Below are 18,365 nucleotides of genomic sequence, written 5' to 3'. Positions count from 1 at the left end.
CTTACCATTGGTAACCGATTCCGGCGTGGAAATAGTCGGCCTTGCCCATATGCGTTTTGAGGTGAATCCCGGCGAGCCAGTGCCGGGCGACGCGGTAGCGGACACCCAGTATTTGATACACGCGGTTGGCGTCGCGCGGGTTCCAGGCATAAACACCTGCTTGCAGCGGCACCTCCCAGCGGCCGATCACGACCGCGTAGTGCGCGCCGGCGCCGGCCTGCCAGCCGCCCGCTTCGGGTTGGTGAAACACCGTATCGTTGGGTGAGATGACCGTGGGGTCGTGGAAGACGTGCAGCACGGCGCCCCAGCGGCCATTGCCGGAAAGCTTCCGAGACCATTCGCCGCTGAATGCCTGGGTGACCGTGCGCGGGCTGTTGACCAGCGGCCATTGCTTCAGGCCCAGCGAAGCCCAGGCCGAAAATTGATCACGGCGGGCGGGGAAGGGGGGCGTCCTGGCCTGCAGCGGAGCGCCGGTGCGCCGGTAAACGAGCCCTGTATAGATACAGGGTATGTTGAGCCCGAGGTTGGGCAACGTGGAAAGCCCGTTGGAAAGGTGCAGGAACGAGAGGCCCGTATTCCAGCTCCAGTGGCGGCCAAGGCGCACCTGTTGGTAGAGTGATGCCTGGATGGCGGCGTTGAGGTGGGAGCCGAGCAGGGTGTTCTTGTGATTGGTCACCGGGTCGTAGGGCTTTTCGATCCAGCCAAGGCCAAGGGCAAGGCGCGCGCGGAGACGGTACCAGCCGCTGCCCGCGAGCGGGGCGTCACCGAAAGCGAAAGCGGCGGTAACGGTGCCGAGGTACTGGCGGCCACCCGAGGCGCCGTGCAGGAGGGACGCACCCAGGAAGGTGCCCGGGGCATAGCGCGAGCGGCGGCTCCAGTCGGCCTGCAGCAGGAAGCTGTACGCGTCCTTGGCCAGCTCGGCCTTGCTCATTTTGGTGATGAAGGAGCCCAGGTGAGCGGAAGCGCCGAAGCGGTCTTCCTGCAACGGGGCCTGCGCGGTGGCGGCGTGGCACAGGAGCAGGCATAACAGGAACAGGCAGGACGGTCGGCGCATCGGGGGCCAAACTTAGGCAAAAGGGCGGAGGCGCGGGGCGCGCGGCGGTGAACGGCCGTTTTGTACCGGTGAGAAAGTCCTTTCAAAGCGTAAAAAAACGCGAAAATGGGGTTCTCTGCGCCGGGTGTTTCGGGGCGGATTGGCTATATTTGCCCCCCCGAATAAACCCCTCGGGAAATTTTATGGAAGAAAATATTGTTAACCCAAACGCGGAAGGCCAGGAGCAGGCTGCGGCAACACCGGTTGCTGAAGCTGCTACCGCGACAACAAATGCCCCTGCCGCAACGGAAGCGCCGGCTGTAGAAGCTACTTCGAAGCCCGCTCCCGCGCCGAAAGTGGAAACCGCGCACGACGACTTCGACTGGAGCATCGACAAGCGCAACGTAGCCACCTACAGCAAAGAAGAGCAGGTGAAGTACGACAAGGTGTATGAAGGCACGTTCGTACAGCTCAACGACGGCGAGCTGATCAAAGGCACCGTAGTGGGCGTTACCAAAACCGACGTGGTGCTGAACATCGGCTTCAAATCGGATGGTCTCATCTCCCTCAACGAATTCCGCGACCTCCAGAGCCTCAATGTAGGTGATGAAGTAGAGGTGATGGTGGTTGAAAAGGAAGACCGGGACGGTAACCTGAATCTCTCGCGCAAGCAGGCCCGCATTACCCGCGCCTGGGAGCGGATCGTGGAAGTACACAAGACCGGCGAAATCGTTACCGGTACCGTTACCTCCAAGACGAAAGGCGGCCTGATCGTAGACGTATTCGGCATGGAAACCTTCCTGCCGGGTTCGCAGATCGACGTGAAGCCCGTTACCGACTACGACCAGTTCGTAGGCAAGACGATGGAGTTCAAAGTGGTGAAGATCAACGAAGCCATCAAGAATGCCGTTGTATCGCATAAAGCCCTCATCGAGAGCGATATCGAAGCGCAGCGCGCCCAGATCATCGGCCAGCTCGAGAAAGGCCAGGTGCTGGAAGGTACTGTGAAGAACATCACCGACTTCGGTGCGTTCATGGACCTCGGCGGCCTGGACGGTCTGCTCTACATCACCGACATCAGCTGGGGTCGTATCAACCACCCGAGCGAGGTGCTGAAGCTGGACCAGAAGCTGAACGTAGTGGTTCTCGACTTCGACGACGAGAAGAAGCGTATCTCCCTCGGCCTCAAGCAGCTCACCCCGCACCCCTGGGACGTGCTGCCTGAGAACATTCACGAAGGTGCTGTCGTTAAAGGCCGCGTCGTGAACATCGAAGATTACGGTGCATTCCTCGAGATCATGCCGGGCGTAGAAGGCCTCGTGCACGTTTCGGAGATCACCTGGGCCAACACCCCCATCAATGCCAAGGAGTTCTTCAAGCTCAACGACGAGCATGAAGCCAAGATCGTTACCCTCGACAAAGACAGCCGCAAGATGAGCCTCTCGATCAAGCAGCTGAGCCAGGATCCCTGGAACGACATCGAGGTGAACTTCCCCGAAGGCAGCCGCCACCAGGGCACGGTGAAGAACATCACTCCTTATGGCGTATTCGTAGAACTGAGCCAGGGCATCGGCGGTATGATCCACATCTCCGACCTGAGCTGGCTGAAGCGCTACAACCACCCCAGCGAGTTCACGAAAGTGGGCGAGAAGATCGACGTGGTGATCCTCGGCATCGACAAGGACAACCGCAAGCTCCAGCTCGGACACAAACAACTCGAAGAAGATCCCTGGAACACGCTCCAGGACACCTTCGCCATCGGCTCCGTGCATGAAGGCACTGTTATCCGCAAGGACGACAAAGGCGCTATCGTGCAGATGCCCTATGGCCTGGAAGGCTTCGCGCCCAACCGTCACCTGGCCAAGGAAGACGGCAAGAGCGTAGGCGCCGACGAGGTAGCTCCGTTCATGGTGATCGAATTCGATCGCAACGAGAAGCGCATCGTGGTATCGCACACCCGTACCTGGGAAGCTGCCAAGGCAGAAGAGAAGGACGCTGTTCGCAAGGAAGCCCGCGCCAACGCTGAGCAAACCAGCAAGGCCGTGAAGAACCTGCAGCAGAAAGTCGAGAAGCCGACCCTCGGCGACCTCGGCGCCCTCGCCCAGATCAAGGAGCGTCTCCAGAAAGAAGAGAAGAACCAGGGCGGTAACACGCCCGAAGCTTAATCGCTTCTTTAAATAGCAAAGCCCCTCGCGTGAAGCGAGGGGCTTTTTCTTTGCCCGGATTATCCGCGCGTTCTGCCGGCGTTATTTGAGCGCGAAGACCACCGTCACGTCGTATTTCAATTTGATCTTTTTGAAGTCAGGCTGGTTCGCATCGTCGGGCGATCCGGCTGCGTCTTTCATCACCACGTTGGAGGCCATCGCGGCGCGGTTGTAGATAATCGGCCCGCCGTACTCCACCGGCTCGTTGATGGTAACGGCTACGCTTACCTGCTCGCCGATCGACTGCGCAAGGTACTGTGCCTTTTCCTTGGCGGCCTGGGTGGCTTTTATTTTTAATTGTTTGCGGTAGTCGGCGAGGCGGCTGTGGTCCACGCGGCTGATGTAAAAGTTCTGCGTGGCGTTGTCGTCGAGCCGGGCCACGAGGTCATCCATCAGCTTGCTGCTTTTGAGCTTTACCTGGTAGGTGATGGAGGCGTACAGTTCCTCTTTCTTTTTCTTGCGCTGCCACCAGGGGTTGCCGTTGTTGCCGTCGTAGGCAGCGATGGTTACCAGCGAGTCGGGAATGCCCACGGCGCGGGCGCTGGCGAGAAAGTCGCGGCGGATGACGTCGAGGGCGATCTTGCCCTGGCCCTTTTTCTCGTACTCTTTCAGGTCTACGTTCACATAGATCTCGTCGGGGGTCACTTCTTCTTCCGCGGAGCCCGTTACGGTAATCGTGCGGGGATAGGGGTTGGGGTTCACGTTCTGTGCCGATGCGCCGATGCCGCCAAGGAGGAGTGCGCTGAGTAGTAAGATGTTCTTCATACGTTTCTGCATTTACTTAATAGGACGTACAAAGCATGCAAAAAGCATACGATGACCGGCAAACCCGGCCGATACTTAACAATTCCGAAACACCTAACTTTACCGCCCAATTGCTTACCCGATGGATATCTGGAAAAAACTGGCGGAGTGGACGCTGGTGCGCAAATTCGTTTACGCACTTGTCGGAATCTTCTCGTACCCTGGCCTTATGATCGTCAACCGGCTGCAGATCAGCGGCACGGAACACATTCAGGACCTGCCGAAGCGCAACGTCCTTTTCGTATCGAATCACCAGACCTATTTTGCCGACGTGATCACGTTCCTGCACATCTTCTGCGCGGTAAAATGGCGCAAGAAGAACAAGCTGGGCGTACCCTACTACCTGCTCAACCCGTTTACCCGCGTGTATTACGTGGCGGCCGAAGAAACGATGAAAAGCTCCTGGATCAGCCGGCTCTTTACGCTGGCCGGGGCGCTGACGGTGCGCCGCACCTGGCGCAAGGACGGTAATGAAACCCGCCGCGGCCTCGATCCTTCCGACACCCGCAAGATCCAGCGCGCCCTCGACCGGGCCTGGGTGATCACCTTCCCGCAGGGTACGACGAAGCCCTTTGCGCCGGGCCGCAAGGGCACCGCCTATATCATCAAGCAGATGAAACCCGTAGTGATCCCCGTGGTGATCGGCGGCTTCTGGCGTGCTTTCAATAAGAAGGGACTGCAGTTCAAGAAGAAGGGCACCCTGCTGTCGGTCCGGTTCAAGGAACCAATGCAGATCAACTACGACGATACCCCCGAAGCCATCCTCGAGCAGGTAATGGATGCGATCGAGCAGAGCAAGAAGTTTATGATGCAGGGCGCGCACCATTGGAAGACACCGGAGAAGCTGGCGTCTTGAGAAGTATGTAGTTTGTAGTTTGAAGTTTGTAGTTGCGCGATGCGCGGACTTCAAGGAACCAGATTAGTGCAATAAAGAAAGGTCGCCTCACGGCGACCTTTCTTACTAATATTTCAGTTTGTCTATCACCAGCATTCACCGAGATCAGGAGCAGAGTGGGTAGGTCCTGGTTACCAATAGACCATTAGACTACTAAACCAATTACTGCTAGTCTTTTACGAACAACGCTTTCAGCTCCGCGGCGTCATCGGGTTTCATTTTCCCGCCGAGGATGAGGCGCAGCTGGCGGCGGCGCAGGGCTCCTTCGAACAGCTTGCGCTCCTCGTCGGTCTCGGGCTGCAGCGCCGGCACGGGGCGCGGGTTGCGGTTCGGGTCGAGGGCCACGAAGGTGTAGTAGGCCTCATTGCTCTTGTATTTGAATTGCTGCGTAAAGTCTTCGCCCCACACGCGCAGGTGCACCTCCATCGACGTATTGAACGAGCGGGTCACCTTGGCTTCGATGTGCACGGTGTTGCCCAGCTTGATCGGGTTTTCAAACGAGATATTGTCTACCGAGGCCGTAACCACCGGCGCGTTGCAGTGGCGCTGGGCGGCAATGGCCGCGGCGATGTCCATCCAGTACATCAGGCGACCGCCCATCAGGTTGCCGAACACGTTGGTATCGTTGGGCAGCACCAGCTCGGTCATATTCGTGTAACTGTCGGAAGGTTTTCTGGTCAGCATGCAGGAAATTTTCGCAAAGATACCGGGAAAGGGTCTTGCTGGTTCCGGCGTTCTGAAGGTTCCCTGGCAACCGGCCTTACCGGCAACAGCACGCCGGGTATACTTTAACCAATAGAACCTGAAGAACCTGAAAAACCTTAAGAACCTTTGTATGTACCTTCGCGGTGCATATGAATTCCCCTTTATCCTTCGACAACACGACGATTGCTTTTGCCTCTAAAACCGACAAGGAACTGAAGCAGGCCCACTGGCTGTTCGGCCTCATGGGCAAGCCCTGGCTGGTGCAGATGGGTACGCGCCTTGCGCCCTGGAGCATCCGCGCCGGGCTACCGGTGAAAGGCATCATCCGGAAAACGATCTTCCGCCAGTTCGTAGGCGGCGAAACGCTGGCGCAAACCGCCGATGTGGCCCGCAAGCTGGCCGCTTCCAACGTGCAGGTGATCCTCGACTACGGCGTGGAAGGAAAGGAAGGGGAGGAGGCCTTTGAAGGCGCCTGCCAGGAGTTTATCCGGGTGATCGAATACGCCGCCACGCAGCCCAACATCCCCTACATGAGCATCAAGGTGACCGGCTTTGCCCGCTTCGCCCTGCTGGAACAGATCGACGACCTGATGGAGCGGACGCCCGCGGCATCGCTGGTGGCCCGCTACGAGGCGGCGCTGCCGCAGCTGCCCGCCGCAGCCCGGGAAGAATGGCGCCGCGTAGCGGAACGCATGCTGCGGATCAGCGAGGCGGCGGCCCGCGCCGGCATCGGGGTGCTCGTAGACGCCGAGGAAACCTGGATCCAGGACCCTGTCGACGCGCTGACGATGCTGATGATGGCGCGCTTCAACAAAGACGCCGTGGTGCTGTTCAACACGATCCAGCTGTACCGCCACGACCGCCTTGCTTTCCTGAAAGAATCCTTCGCCGACGCACAGGCGGGCGGCTTTACGCTCGGCGCCAAGCTGGTGCGCGGCGCTTATATGGAAAAGGAACGCCGGCGTGCGCAGGAGCGGGGCTATGCCTCGCCCATCCAACCGTCCAAAGAAGCGTCCGACCGCGACTACAACGATGCCGTGCACTTCTGCATTGAGCACCTCGACAGCATCTCCGTGATCATTGCCTCCCACAACGAGCGGAGCAATGCCCTCGGCGTGGAGCTGCTCCAGAAAAAGGGGCTGCCGCTGAACCACCCGCACGTACATTTCAGCCAGCTATACGGAATGAGCGACAACATTACCTTCAACCTGGCCGAAGCGGGCTGCAGCGTCAGCAAATACCTGCCTTTCGGGCCGATTAAGGATGTGGTGCCCTACCTGATGCGCCGCGCCCAGGAAAACACCTCCGTTGGCGGCCAGACGGGCCGCGAGCTGCTGCTGCTCAAACGGGAGCTGGAGCGGAGAGGGTTGTAGCGGGGAATCTGAAGTTTCCGGTTTCCGGTTTCGGGTTTCAAGTTTGTAATTCGCGTTGAACACCTTACTTTTACCGCCCCTTGGGACGTTAGCTCAGTTGGTTAGAGTACTTCCTTGACATGGAAGGGGTCACCGGTTCGAATCCTGTACGTCCCACAGCCGCCCGCCGAAGCACAAAAGTGCGATGGCGGGCTTTTTTGTGCAGGGTAAAAAAGCAAGAGAGCCCCAGGAATGGGGCTCTCGGTTGGTGTTGAACATAGGTTAGACTCTCATCTTACTATTGCTAAATGAAACGAGTTGACGGCTGGCTGCCGTTGTTCAGAAATGATTTTTTGGGGGAGCGGGTCGCCGCGTTGGCTCCTACCGTGAGCCCGGGTGCGCCGCTGTCGCCGGCCGCTTGCCGCAGCGTCTTGGTGGCGGAATAAAACCGCCCTCCGCTGCGTTCACGGGCCTGGATCCGGTAGTAATTGGTGGGACTTGCCAGTGCCGGACGGTTGTCGCGGAACTGGTAGGTATAGCGGCAATGGTTGCCGCTGCTTCGTACCTCGCCGATTGCTGTAAAGGCGGTGCCATCGGTGCTCCGCTCCACGGTATAACTGGCAATGTCCACTTCGTCGGTAATGTCCCAGAGCAGTTCCACCGTACCGCTGCGCAGCAGGCCGCGGAGGTGAATACGGTGCTGGGGTAGCCCTTGTGTGGCTGTGCAGGGCAACTGGTTTGTGCCGGGAAAAAGGCGGGAGCTGCTGTAGTTCGTCGGGCTGGTTGGCAGGTTGTTGTTGTCGTCATGTGATGCAGTTGCAGTTGGTAGGCTGATCAGGCCGCTGGCGGCCGGTAATATGCTGAGGCAGATCGCTGACGCTCCGATCCGGTGGCGTAGATTTCTGACCATTTTTTGTCGTTCGTTTTTACGGTTAGCAAAATCATTTTTCGCTGTCCGCTCAGGGCCGGCCACAGGCGAAGCCCGTAGCGCTGCCTCCGTGCGGGTGCAACGAGTACCATCGAACAATAGAAGGGTTGGGGAGATTGATGAGAGTGAAGCGACAGGAGCGTTTCGATCCGTGCGCCGCTATTCAATATGCACCAATTCGTATACCACAATTCCGTCCGTCGGTCCTTTTCCATCATTTATTTTTTAGACGATCGCACACGGCTATGCCGGGCCTGCATTCTGACTCCTGAGGTGCGCAGTTGATTTGGCTGCTCGTTGCTTACCGAGGTACACGCATCCCGGGGCGCGCTCCCCAGGACGCGGTCTATTTTTGTAGACCGTTTTTCCACATTCCTGCATGCACCTTCCGTATTAATACGGAGATCGGAAGGTGCCGGCCGAAAAAAAGAAACGCAAATTTTTTTTGGAATGTTGGATTGAATTTCTATCTTTAATGTACTCTCAATTCTCCCCCCACCCTTAATTCAATTGTAGCGCGTAACTCAGGCCTGTGGCGCATTTGAGCTGCGTAGTACAATCTCTACAAGACCCTTTTCCGGGATCGACAAAAGGGTTGCTGAAACTCTGTTTTTTGGTAGCGCCTGGCGCAAGTCATGACGTAAATCAAACTATATGAATAACCTAAACGTAGTGTGGGCCGACGACGACGACGACGACCTTAAGATGTTCAACGAAGCTGCTGAAGAGATCAACCATGAACTCAAAATCACGGGCGTGCATAATGGCCGTGAGCTGCTCAATTACCTCCACCAGGCGGCGCAGCACAACAAGCTTCCTTCGATGATCATCATGGACATGAACATGCCCCTCATGAGCGGGCGGGAAGCCCTGATCGCCATCAAAAACGACCAGGCCCTGCAAGCCATCCCGGTGGTCGTCTTCACCACGTCGAACAGCCCCGTCGACACGCATTTCTGCACCAAATTCCACGTGATGATGTTCACGAAACCCTGGCTTTTCTCCGCCGTAAAGGATATCGTCCGCGAGATCCTGAAGCACCGGGCCACCGCCTGATCTCCCCCTTTCCTTACCGTTCGATGCCGTTCCCTGCCGGGTTATGCCCCAACGGTTTGCGGAATTATGCAGGTATGTGCGTAAAAAAATGCGTTTTTGTTTGGAATCGCCGCTATTTTTGAAACGCCTTACACCCAAAACGAATGCTTAAGCGGGAACGACAGGAGTTTATCATCCATCAGTTACACCTGCACAACAAGGTGCTCTCTACCGACCTCAGCGTGAAAATGCAGGTGTCGGAGGATACCATCCGCCGCGACCTGCTCGAGCTGGCCGAAGCCGGCCGCATCATCAAGGTCCACGGCGGCGCCATCTCCCGCTCGTTCCGCCCCTCGCTTCAGAATTCAGAGATCTATTCGCTTGAAAAGAAAAAGGTGATCGCCCAGAAAGCCCTTACGCTCCTGCGCGACGGCATGTTCTTCTTTTCCACCGGCGGCACCACCATCACCGAGCTGGCCCGCTCTATCCCCGACAGCGTGCAGGCCACCGTCATCACCGGCTCGCTGCCCGCCGCCTTTGAATACATCCGCCATCCGCAGCTGGACGTCATCTTCATCGGTGATCGCGTGTCGCGCAGCGCACAGCTCACGGTGGGCCCCGACGCCATTGCCCGCATCGCCCAATTCAACGCCGATCTCTGCTTCCTGGGCACCAACGCGCTTTCCGACACGAAAGGACTCACCGACAACGACCTCGAAGTGGCACAGGTAAAGCAGGCGCTCATTGCCAATGCGGCCCGCGTAGTGGCGCTCACCATCTCCGAAAAAATCAATACGGTGCAGAAGATCCAGGTCTGCCCGCTCCACGCTATTCATACGATTATCACCGAGCTTCCGCCCGAGGACCCGCTGCTGCGGCCTTACCGCGATGCCGGTATCGAAGTGCTTTGATCCATAAAACCAATAATCACGCTTATGTCTTATTCATTGCTTGCAAACAAAACATGCTATAAGCGGCACGGGCTCCTGCTGCTGCTTATGGCTGCCTCCCTCGCCGGGATGGCACAGGTACAGATCCGCGGCCAGGTAACCGACGAGCGCGGCGAGCGCCGTCCGGGTATAACGGTAACCGTGCGCGGAACTTCCATTGGCGCGGCGACCGACGTGCAGGGCAACTACTCCCTGCAAACCGACCTGAAGCCGGGGCGCTATACGCTGCAGTTCACGGGTGTGAACCTGCGGGCGCAGGAGTCGGGCCTCGACGTCGTGGCCGGCACCAGTACGTATACGGTGAATGCCGTTCTGCGTCCCGACGCCCTTAATCTCGACGAAGTGGTGGTCACGGGTACGTCGGCAGGCACCACGCGCCGCCAGCTCGGTTCCTACGTGAGTACCGTCGGCGCCAAAGACCTTACCCGCGGCGCCACCGGCAACGTACTGGCTGCCCTCCAGGGCAAGTCGGCCGGTGCGCAGATCTCGCAAAACTCGGGCGATCCCGCGGGTGGTATGTCCGTGCGCCTGCGCGGCATCTCCTCGATCAATTCGTCGTCCGAGCCGCTCTACATCGTGGACGGCGTCATTGTGAGCAATGCCACCACGCGGGTGACCAACACGCAGAACAACTACGACGGCGCCGGCTTCGTGGGCACCATCGGGCAGAACCGCATGAGCGATATCAACCCAGATGATATCGAGCGCATCGAGGTGCTGAACGGTGCCGCCGCGGCCGCGATCTACGGCTCGCGCGCTAACGCGGGCGTGATCCAGATCTTCACCAAGCGCGGAAAAACCGGCAAGCCGCAGGTGTCTTTCTCTACCAGCGTGATGCTGTCGGAGCTGCGCAAAAAAGTCGGCGTGAACCAGTCGCCCCAGAAGTTCGGCGGCTCGGTAGATGCCCAGACGCAGGACATCCTGACGCCGGCGCTCACTACCACCACGCCCGTGCAGCGCTACGATTACCAGGATTTCATCTTCCATAAAGGTTACGGCACGGACAACAACGTGTCGGTTAGTGGCGGCACGGACATGACGAAGTACTACCTCTCGGGAGGCTTCTTCTTCAACCAGGGTATCATCAGGAACACGGATTTCCGGCGCTTTAACTTCCGCGCCAATGTTGACCAGACGATCAACAAGTACGTGACCCTGACGATGGGCCTGAACTACATCAATTCCAAGGCGAACGAAAAGCCCGATGGCAACTCGTTCTATTCGCCGATGAACTCGATCAATATCATCGGTAACTTCCACAACATCTTCGAGCGCGATGTAAACGGGAACCTGAAGGCCGTGGGCGAGCGGGGCCGCGTGAACCCCGTGTCGGTGATCGAAGACATCAAGCAGCAGCAGGAGACCAACCGCGTGCTGGCTTCCTTCGGTATCAAGACGAAGCCGATCCGCAACCTCACCGTGGATTATACGCTGGGTATCGACAACTACGGACAGGGCGGCACGACCTACATTCCGCCGTTTGCCTACAACGTGAGCACGGCCTTCTTCGGGGGCGGTGTATCGCTCGACCCCGCGCAGAATGGCTACACCTCGGTGGCCAATAACCAGTTCTTCCAGATCAACCACGACCTCAACGCCAACTATTCGTGGGACATCAACAAAAATATCGGCGCCACCACGCAGGCCGGTTACTCGGTGCAGTATGAGCGCAACCGCTTTGCCCTTGTGCACGGCCGCGGCCTGCCGCCCTTTGTGCAGACCGTACCGCTGGCCAGTACGCCGCAGCCTTCGGGCGACGAGCGTACCGAGCAGTCCATCTCCGGCCTTTACCTGCAGCAGAATTTCCGCCTGTACAACAAGCTGTTCGTAACAGGCGCGGTGCGTGTGGACGGATCTTCGGTTTTCGGCGAAGGCCAGCGCAACCAGACCTACCTGAAAGGAGCGCTGTCTTATGTACTTTCGGAAGAACGCTTTATCCGCGAAGGTGCCACCTGGATCAATGCCCTGAAGCTGCGCGCCGCCTACGGCCAGTCGGGTAACCTCACCGGCATCGGGCCCTATGCCCGCTTCAATTCCTATTCGGGTGCCGGCGGTGCTTTCCTGGGACGTTCGCAGTTTTCGGGCAGTGCCCGCCTCGCCAACGAGGACGTGAAACCCGAGCGCCAGGCTGAACTCGAGATCGGTACCGACCTGTCGCTGTTCAAAGACCGCATCGGTCTTACGTTCAACTGGTACAACAAGCGCGTGACCGACCTGCTGCTGCCCCGCGTGGTAGCGCCGTCGACGGGCTTCTCCAGCCTGCTGGACAACTTCGGCGAACTGGAAAACAAAGGCATCGAGCTCGTACTGCGCGGCACGCCGGTACGCAGCAAGGACCTTTCCTGGGATGCCACGCTGATCTTTAACCGCAACCGTAACAAGCTGGTCGACATCAACCCCTCGTTCAGCCTGCTGAGCACCAACGCCGGCGCACCGGTAGCGCTCCTGCAAGGCTACCCGGTAGGCGTCTTCTACGGTACTTTCTTCGCGACGGACGCCAACGGCAACCAGGTGCATTCCACCACCGGCATTCCGCAGATGGAGCGTGGCACGCAGGTGTCGCCCACCAGCTACGTTGTGGCCCGCGACGCCAATGGCCTGCCGCCGACCACCGGCGCCGGCAGCACACCGCTGCGCCGCGTTATCGGCGATCCGAACCCCGATTGGACCGGCTCGCTCGTTAATGAGCTACGTTACAAAAAGCTGAACCTTCGCATCCAGCTCGACGCTGTTCAGGGTGTTGATGTGTGGAACGCCGACTGGCGTACGCGCCAGGGGGTGGGCAACGGCCTCATCGCCGAGCAGGAACACAACGGCCAGTTGCCCCGCGGCTACATCGCCGGTGTGTACGGCATCGAAGAGTGGCGCGTCGACGACGGCTCCTTCGTGAAGCTTCGTGAGATCGCGCTTTCTTACAGCTTCGGCAAGGTCGGCTTCTTCAACGACCTCACGCTGAGCCTGAGCGGCCGCAACCTCATTTCGTGGGACAATTACAAAGGCTATGATCCCGAAGTGAACGGTGCCGGCCAGAGCACCATCCTGCGCGCCATCGATTTCGGCGCCGTGCCGATCCCGCGTACTTACCGTTTCGGTGTAAATGCCCGTTTCTAACTACAAACCTTGAAAGCAATGAAAAGTAATCTGCATAAATTCCTTTACGGGGCTGCCCTTGCCACGGTCGTGGCCGGCGGCACCTCCTGCAAAAAAGATTTCACCGATCCGTCCGCCATCAGCGCGGCGCAGGCCTTTACCACGCCGGCGAGCATTACCGGGGTAGCGGTCAGCCTCCAGCGGGTGTATACCGCCGGGCGCGCCTCCTCGCTCTACAACAAAGTGGTGATCGACGGCCTGCTGACCCGCCAGGACAGCATTCTCAACGCGGGCAACATTCCCGAAAACCAGCTCTGGCTGGGCGGCGGCAACGTAGATGCCACCAACACGATGCTCGCCGGGCTCTGGACCTCGAGCAACAAGATCGTGTTCGACGCCAACAATGTCATTGCCGGCGCCCGGAACCTGGGCGACCGCAACTACGGCAGCGGACTCATTGCCTACGCCACCCTGTTCAAGGCGCTGGCCGTGGGTGATATGGCCACTTTCTGGGAACAGGTGCCTACGGGTACGGGGCAGAGCATATCCTTCCAGACCCGAGCCGCGGCCCTTACCAGCATCCTATCCGAGATCGACGGGGCACTGGCGGCGATGACCGCTAACGCGCCTTCGGCGGCGGTGCTGGCCAACCTTCCGGCGGGCATCGACCTGCCCAACTCGCTCCAGGCGCTGAAAGCCCGCTACTCGCTCATGCTGGGCAACTACCAGGCGGCCCTTACCGCGGCCAACGCGGTGGACCTCACTAAAAAGTCGGTCTTCAGCTTCTCGCTCGTCAACCCGAACCCGATCTGGGAAACCGTGACTTCCACCAACAACGTGGTGGCGGCTACACCCTACCTCGGGCTGCCGGCTTCACTTCCCGCCGACCCGGCCGATAAGCGCCTGCCGTTCTACCTGCAGAACACGAGCATTTCGGCTACGGCCGGGTTTGCGGCCACGAACATCACTTCCTGGCCCATTTACCTGCCGGGGGAGATCACGCTGATCAAGGCGGAAGCGTATGCCCGCATGAACCCGCCCGACCTGAACAGCGCACTGACGGAGCTCAACAAAGTGATCACCAAGCAGCGCTCGGTAGACCCCTTCGGTGTGGGCGCTGAGCTGCCGGCCGTAAACCTGACCACGCAGCAGGCCATCCTGGATGAGATCTATCGCCAGCGCGCCATTGAACTCACCCAGTCGGGACTGCGCCTCGAAGACATGCGCCGCTTCAACCGCCCCCTGGCCGAACGCAAGCGCAACTTCCTGCCGTATCCCTTCCAGGAGCGCGACAACAACCCGAACACACCGCCCGACCCCCAGTTTTAAAATCCTCATTCAAACCCGGCAAAAGGGAGCCTTCCCGGCTCCCTTTTTGCTACGGGTCGTCCGTATTTATACGGGACCTCCGCATTATGAAAAAAAACCAACCTTCCGGGACGTTTGAAAAAGTAACCGAGTCGGCATCACCCTACCGACACCTGGAGCAGCGTCAGCCTGCCGAGCTGCTGGCGCTCATCAACCAGGAAGACCAAACAGTGCCCGCTGCCGTGGCCCGCGTGCTGCCGTCCATTACGGCCTTCGTGGAAGCTGCCGCCGACAAGATGCGGCTCGGCGGCCGCCTGTTTTATATCGGTGCCGGCACCAGTGGGCGCCTCGGCATTCTCGACGCAAGCGAATGCCCGCCTACGTTTGGCGTGCCCAAAGGCCTTGTGGTGGGCGTTATAGCCGGCGGCGAGCACGCTGTGCAAAATGCGGTGGAAGGAGCTGAAGACGATGCGGAGCAGGGCTGGAAGGACCTCGAATCCTACCACGTATCGCCGCTAGACGTGGTGCTGGGCATTGCCGCCAGCGGCACCACGCCCTACGTGATCGGGGCGCTCGAAGCCTGCCGCGCGCGCGGCATCCTCACCGGAAGCCTGTGCTGCAACCCCAACGCTCCGCTCAGCGCCGCCGCCGACTTCCCGATCGAAGCGGTAGTGGGCCCCGAAGTGGTGACGGGCAGCACCCGCATGAAAAGCGGCACCGCCCAGAAGCTCGTACTCAACATGATTTCCACTACCCTGATGATCCTGATGGGACGCGTGGAAGACAACCGGATGGTAAATATGATGCTGGCCAACAACAAGCTTGTGGACCGTGGCGTGCAAATGCTGATGGAACGCTCGGGCATCGACGACTACGGCCAGGCCCGCGACCTGCTGCTGGAGCACGGCTCGGTAAAGAAAGCGCTCGACGCGCTCGGGCGCTAACCGCCGAGGGCCCGGAGCACCTGCTGCCGGTACAGCTTCCCGATGGGCACTTCGGTATTGCCTATGTCGAGCAACTCGTGCGTATAGGCACGCACCTGTGCCTTCGACACGATGAAGGAGCGGTGGGTGCGCAGGAACTCCGATTCGGGGAGCATCGCCTCCATGGCGGTGATCGACTGCTTTGTTACCAGCACGCCGCTGCGGGTAGTGACTTTCACGTAATCCTTCATGCTTTCCACGTAAAAGATGTCGGCCAGCGGCACCTTCACCATCTTACGGTCTACGCGCAGGTACACGAAAGGCGTGTTGGCCTCAGGCCGCGTTGCGGCCGCCTCCGGTGCCGGCGTACCGTCGATCACCTTGCCTACGGCTTTCAGGAAGCGGTCGAACTGCACCGGCTTGAGCAGGAAATCGGTGATGTCGAGCTCGTAGCCTTCGAGGGCGTATTCCGGATGGGCCGTGGTAAAAATTACGGGCGGCGGGTTGCGCAGGATGCGCAGCAGCTCATTGCCTTTCAGCTGCGGCATGTGGATGTCGAGGAACAGCAGGTCGGTTCCTTCGGTCTGCAGGCGTTCGAGCGCCTCGAGAGCGTTGGCGCAGGTGCCCTGCAGTTCAAGTGCCGGCAGGGCCGCAATGTAGCGGCTCAGCACCTCCCGCGCTGGCGGCTCGTCGTCGACCACGAGACAGCGTATGGGCTTGCGTTCATTCATGGTGTGCAGTAGAAATACGGTTGCGGGCCGGCGCCGGTGCGCCGGGTTCCAGTTCGAGTTTCAGGTTGACAATGAACACTTCCTCGCCGGCCGTGATCGTCAGTTGATGGCGATCGGGGTACAGCAGCTGCAGGCGGCGGGCCACGTTGCTCATACCGATGCCTTCCCGCCGTCCGCCACCACGGGCTACGCAGGCGTTGAGCAGCTTCAGCTTCATCCAATTGCCGTCCAGGCGCACCTGCAGCGAGATCCACGGTTGGTCGAGCAGCTGGCTGGCACCGTGCTTGAAGCAGTTTTCTACGTACGGGAGCAACAACAGCGGTGCGATCTGCAGGCCGCGGGTGTCGCCGGGCAGGTCGATGCTGAGTTCGAGCTTGTTGCCGTAACGCTGTTGCTCCAGGTGCATGTAATCCTGCAGCAGCTTCAGCTCGCGGTCGAGCGGCACCAGCGGCTTATTGCCGTCGTAAAGCATGAAGCGGAGCAGGTCCGACAGTCGCAGCAGCATCGAGGCGGCTTCGGGGGCCGTCGTTTGCGTTTGCGCGTAAATGTTATTCAGCGTGTTGAACAGGAAATGGGGGTGCACCTGCGCTTTGAGCAACTGCAGCTGCGCCTCGCCGGCTTCTTTTTGCAACTGCAGGTTGCGTTGCTCCTTGGCATAGAGGTGCTTCATCAGCTTGATGGCGGCAGCAAGGCCGCCGATGGTGATGGCCCCGCGGAGCCCCGCCAGTAGTCCCAGGAAAAAGTGCGTTTCGTTCGGGTGCGCGTAATCGGGGTTACCGAACACCGAGTGCCGCAGCGGTACCACGATGTTGAGCGAGGTTGCCGCTGACAAGGCGCCTGTGGCGAGGAAGAGACCGGCAACGGCGAATGCGGTGGCGGCATAGCGTCCCTTCAGCAGCAGCCGGGGCACCACCGCGTACATCAGCGAATAGGCCAGGAACATATGCGAGGCCAGGAAAAGAAACGCTTCGGCGGCCGCGAGCGGGAGGCGCTGGGCGTAGGCATATGGACTGAAGCCGGCCACGAAGGAATAAAGGAAGCTTTGGAACGCCCACCAGCAGGCCCAGAAGAGGAGGTGCCGCTTCAGGCGGGTACGTCGTTCGTTGCTGAAGATGAAAGGGTAGGCTTCCATGTATGCTAAGGTAGCCATTGCCCGTGTAGGATACCGGGTACAGCGGGCCATCGTAGACGGAAAGCACCGTTTCGTCGACAAAAGAAAAGTTCCGCCCAGAAGAGGCGGAACGTCGGTTTAGCTCAGGAGAGATCGGTTAGCGTGCCATCTGTTGTGCCAGCAATCCTGTTTCCAGCGCCACCGGTGCCTGGCTTTCCCAGCCGGCAACGGCATGCTCCAGCACGCGGTTGAGGCGCAGCAGCGTCCGGCGCCGGTCGAGGTTGATGCGGCAGGTGACCGTTTCCTGGTACACAAGTACGTTTTGCCGGTTATAGAAATACACGACGGCTTTGCCGGGATTGTTGACGTTGTCTTCCACCACCCAATAACCCTTGGTGGGCACCCAGCGGGGCAGGCGGTCGTCGGGGAGGCTGCGGGCACCGGCCTGGCGGGCCAGCAGCAGGAATGCGCACAGCAGGAGGGCGGCGAGGAACATGCTTTTCATACGTGTTGTTTTTCGATGAACGATCGGTTGACGAAATGAAGCTACCGCGCCCGGCAGGCCTGCCGGGCCGCAAATAGACGCCTGCAGCCCCCGCGCATCCAGACGCCGGTTTGCCGCTGCCGGGCTGCGGGTGTGCCGACGAACGGCGTCCGTGCGCCGACGAACGACTTTTGTAGTGGGAAGGCGGAAAATGTCGTATCCTAGCGCCACAAAACTTATTGCTATGCGTATCATCAAAAGGATCCTGCTGTTTGTCGTGCTGCTGGTTGCGACCGCCCTGGTGGCGGCGGCCTTTATTTCGAAAGAGTTCCAGGTAGAGCGTTCGGTGCTCATTGAAAAGCCCGCCGACTCGGTATTTGCCTACGTCAAGTATTTAAAGAACCAGAACGACTTCAGCAAGTGGGCGCAGATGGACCCGGCGATGCGCAAGGAGTTCCGCGGCACCGATGCCCAGCCTGGCTTTGTGTCGGCGTGGGAAAGCGACAAAGACGACGTGGGCAAGGGCGAGCAAACCATCAAAAGCATCGACGCCGCCGCCCGCCGCATCGACTTTACCATTCATTTCATCAAACCCTACGAATCGAACGCCGCCGCTACCATGGTAGCCGAGCCGAAGAGCGCCGGCAGCAGCGAAGTGCGCTGGAGGTTTCAAACGCATATGGCCTGGCCGATCAACCTCATGAGCCTTTTCATGAAAGGCGCCGTGGGCAACGACCTGCAAACCGGCCTCAACAACCTGAAGACCCGCCTCGAGGCACAGCGCTAAAGCGTTCCCGCCGCATAAAAAAAAG

General features: G+C 59.4%; 16 protein-coding genes and 1 tRNA gene. 10 read left to right on the top strand and 7 right to left on the bottom strand.

What is annotated here, in order from left to right; translation table 11 throughout:
• Position 1 precedes the first annotated feature (1 nt).
• Entirely contained in the window at positions 2-1,054 is a 1,053-nt protein-coding gene (locus tag E0486_RS02355) for an acyloxyacyl hydrolase (protein WP_131850533.1), read from the bottom strand.
• Positions 1,055-1,236: 182 nt separating this feature from the next.
• Here E0486_RS02355 and rpsA point away from each other — a divergent pair, with 182 nt between their 5' ends.
• Positions 1,237-3,198 (top strand): 30S ribosomal protein S1, encoded by a 1,962-nt coding sequence (rpsA, locus tag E0486_RS02350; protein ID WP_131850532.1) that lies wholly within the window; start codon positions 1,237-1,239, stop codon positions 3,196-3,198.
• An 81-nt stretch (positions 3,199-3,279) separates the two neighbouring features.
• Here rpsA and E0486_RS02345 read toward each other — a convergent pair whose 3' ends face one another.
• Positions 3,280-4,002 (bottom strand): SIMPL domain-containing protein, encoded by a 723-nt coding sequence (locus E0486_RS02345; RefSeq protein WP_165917160.1) that lies wholly within the window; start codon positions 4,000-4,002, stop codon positions 3,280-3,282.
• Between the two features lie 121 nt (positions 4,003-4,123).
• On the opposite strand from E0486_RS02345, the gene E0486_RS02340 reads away from it, so the two are divergent.
• Positions 4,124-4,897, top strand: coding sequence for a lysophospholipid acyltransferase family protein (locus E0486_RS02340; RefSeq protein WP_131850530.1), 774 nt, complete (start codon positions 4,124-4,126; stop codon positions 4,895-4,897).
• A gap of 207 nt (positions 4,898-5,104) precedes the next feature.
• Here the strand turns inward: E0486_RS02340 and E0486_RS02335 are convergent, their stop codons facing one another.
• On the bottom strand, positions 5,105-5,620 hold the full coding sequence (locus tag E0486_RS02335) for an acyl-CoA thioesterase (RefSeq protein ID WP_131850529.1): 516 nt from the start codon (positions 5,618-5,620) through the stop codon (positions 5,105-5,107).
• Between the two features lie 170 nt (positions 5,621-5,790).
• On the opposite strand from E0486_RS02335, the gene E0486_RS02330 reads away from it, so the two are divergent.
• Both E0486_RS02330 and E0486_RS02325 read left to right on the top strand, forming a co-directional pair.
• A complete protein-coding gene (locus tag E0486_RS02330) occupies positions 5,791-7,014 on the top strand; it encodes a proline dehydrogenase family protein (protein ID WP_131850528.1) in 1,224 nt (407 codons plus the stop codon).
• An 82-nt stretch (positions 7,015-7,096) separates the two neighbouring features.
• A tRNA-Val gene (locus tag E0486_RS02325) sits at positions 7,097-7,170 on the top strand.
• Positions 7,171-7,297: 127 nt separating this feature from the next.
• Here the strand turns inward: E0486_RS02325 and E0486_RS02320 are convergent.
• Positions 7,298-7,903: a hypothetical protein gene (locus tag E0486_RS02320; protein ID WP_131850527.1), complete on the bottom strand. Its 606-nt coding sequence runs from the start codon at positions 7,901-7,903 to the stop codon at positions 7,298-7,300.
• 672 nt (positions 7,904-8,575) lie between these two features.
• Between E0486_RS02320 and E0486_RS02315 the strand changes: the two genes are divergently transcribed.
• The 5 genes from E0486_RS02315 to murQ all read left to right on the top strand — a co-directional run bounded on the left by E0486_RS02315 (position 8,576) and on the right by murQ (position 15,248).
• A complete protein-coding gene (locus tag E0486_RS02315) occupies positions 8,576-8,977 on the top strand; it encodes a response regulator (RefSeq protein ID WP_131850526.1) in 402 nt (133 codons plus the stop codon).
• 143 nt (positions 8,978-9,120) lie between these two features.
• Entirely contained in the window at positions 9,121-9,867 is a 747-nt protein-coding gene (locus tag E0486_RS02310) for a DeoR/GlpR family DNA-binding transcription regulator (RefSeq protein ID WP_131850525.1), read from the top strand.
• A 24-nt stretch (positions 9,868-9,891) separates the two neighbouring features.
• Positions 9,892-13,017 carry a SusC/RagA family TonB-linked outer membrane protein gene (locus E0486_RS02305; RefSeq protein ID WP_131850524.1) on the top strand — a complete coding sequence of 1,042 codons (3,126 nt, stop codon included), beginning with the start codon at positions 9,892-9,894 and terminating at the stop codon, positions 13,015-13,017.
• Positions 13,018-13,035: 18 nt separating this feature from the next.
• Entirely contained in the window at positions 13,036-14,325 is a 1,290-nt protein-coding gene (locus E0486_RS02300) for a RagB/SusD family nutrient uptake outer membrane protein (protein ID WP_207906184.1), read from the top strand.
• A gap of 86 nt (positions 14,326-14,411) precedes the next feature.
• Entirely contained in the window at positions 14,412-15,248 is an 837-nt protein-coding gene (murQ, locus tag E0486_RS02295; protein ID WP_131850522.1) for an N-acetylmuramic acid 6-phosphate etherase, read from the top strand.
• Here murQ and E0486_RS02290 read toward each other — a convergent pair.
• From E0486_RS02290 to E0486_RS02280, 3 genes are all read right to left on the bottom strand, one after another.
• Positions 15,245-15,958 (bottom strand): LytR/AlgR family response regulator transcription factor, encoded by a 714-nt coding sequence (locus tag E0486_RS02290; RefSeq protein WP_131850521.1) that lies wholly within the window; start codon positions 15,956-15,958, stop codon positions 15,245-15,247. The two genes, murQ and E0486_RS02290, sit on opposite strands and share 4 nt — an antisense overlap.
• Positions 15,951-17,090 (bottom strand): sensor histidine kinase, encoded by a 1,140-nt coding sequence (locus E0486_RS19055; RefSeq protein ID WP_207906183.1) that lies wholly within the window; start codon positions 17,088-17,090, stop codon positions 15,951-15,953. The genes E0486_RS02290 and E0486_RS19055 overlap by 8 nt, the downstream gene beginning before the upstream one ends.
• A gap of 136 nt (positions 17,091-17,226) precedes the next feature.
• A complete protein-coding gene (locus E0486_RS02280) occupies positions 17,227-17,574 on the bottom strand; it encodes a hypothetical protein (protein WP_131850520.1) in 348 nt (115 codons plus the stop codon).
• 223 nt (positions 17,575-17,797) lie between these two features.
• Here E0486_RS02280 and E0486_RS02275 point away from each other — a divergent pair, with 223 nt between their 5' ends.
• The gene (locus tag E0486_RS02275; RefSeq protein WP_131850519.1) at positions 17,798-18,340 is read left to right on the top strand and encodes an SRPBCC family protein; all 543 of its coding nucleotides are present in this window, start codon (positions 17,798-17,800) and stop codon (positions 18,338-18,340) included.
• Positions 18,341-18,365: the final 25 nt, after the last annotated feature.

It is taken from the genome of Flaviaesturariibacter aridisoli (genome assembly GCF_004343705.1).
Taxonomy (GTDB): Bacteria; Bacteroidota; Bacteroidia; order Chitinophagales; family Chitinophagaceae; genus Flavisolibacter; species Flavisolibacter aridisoli.
The sequence above is the reverse complement of the archived record's forward strand: the minus strand, read 5'-3'. Positions and strand labels throughout refer to the sequence as shown.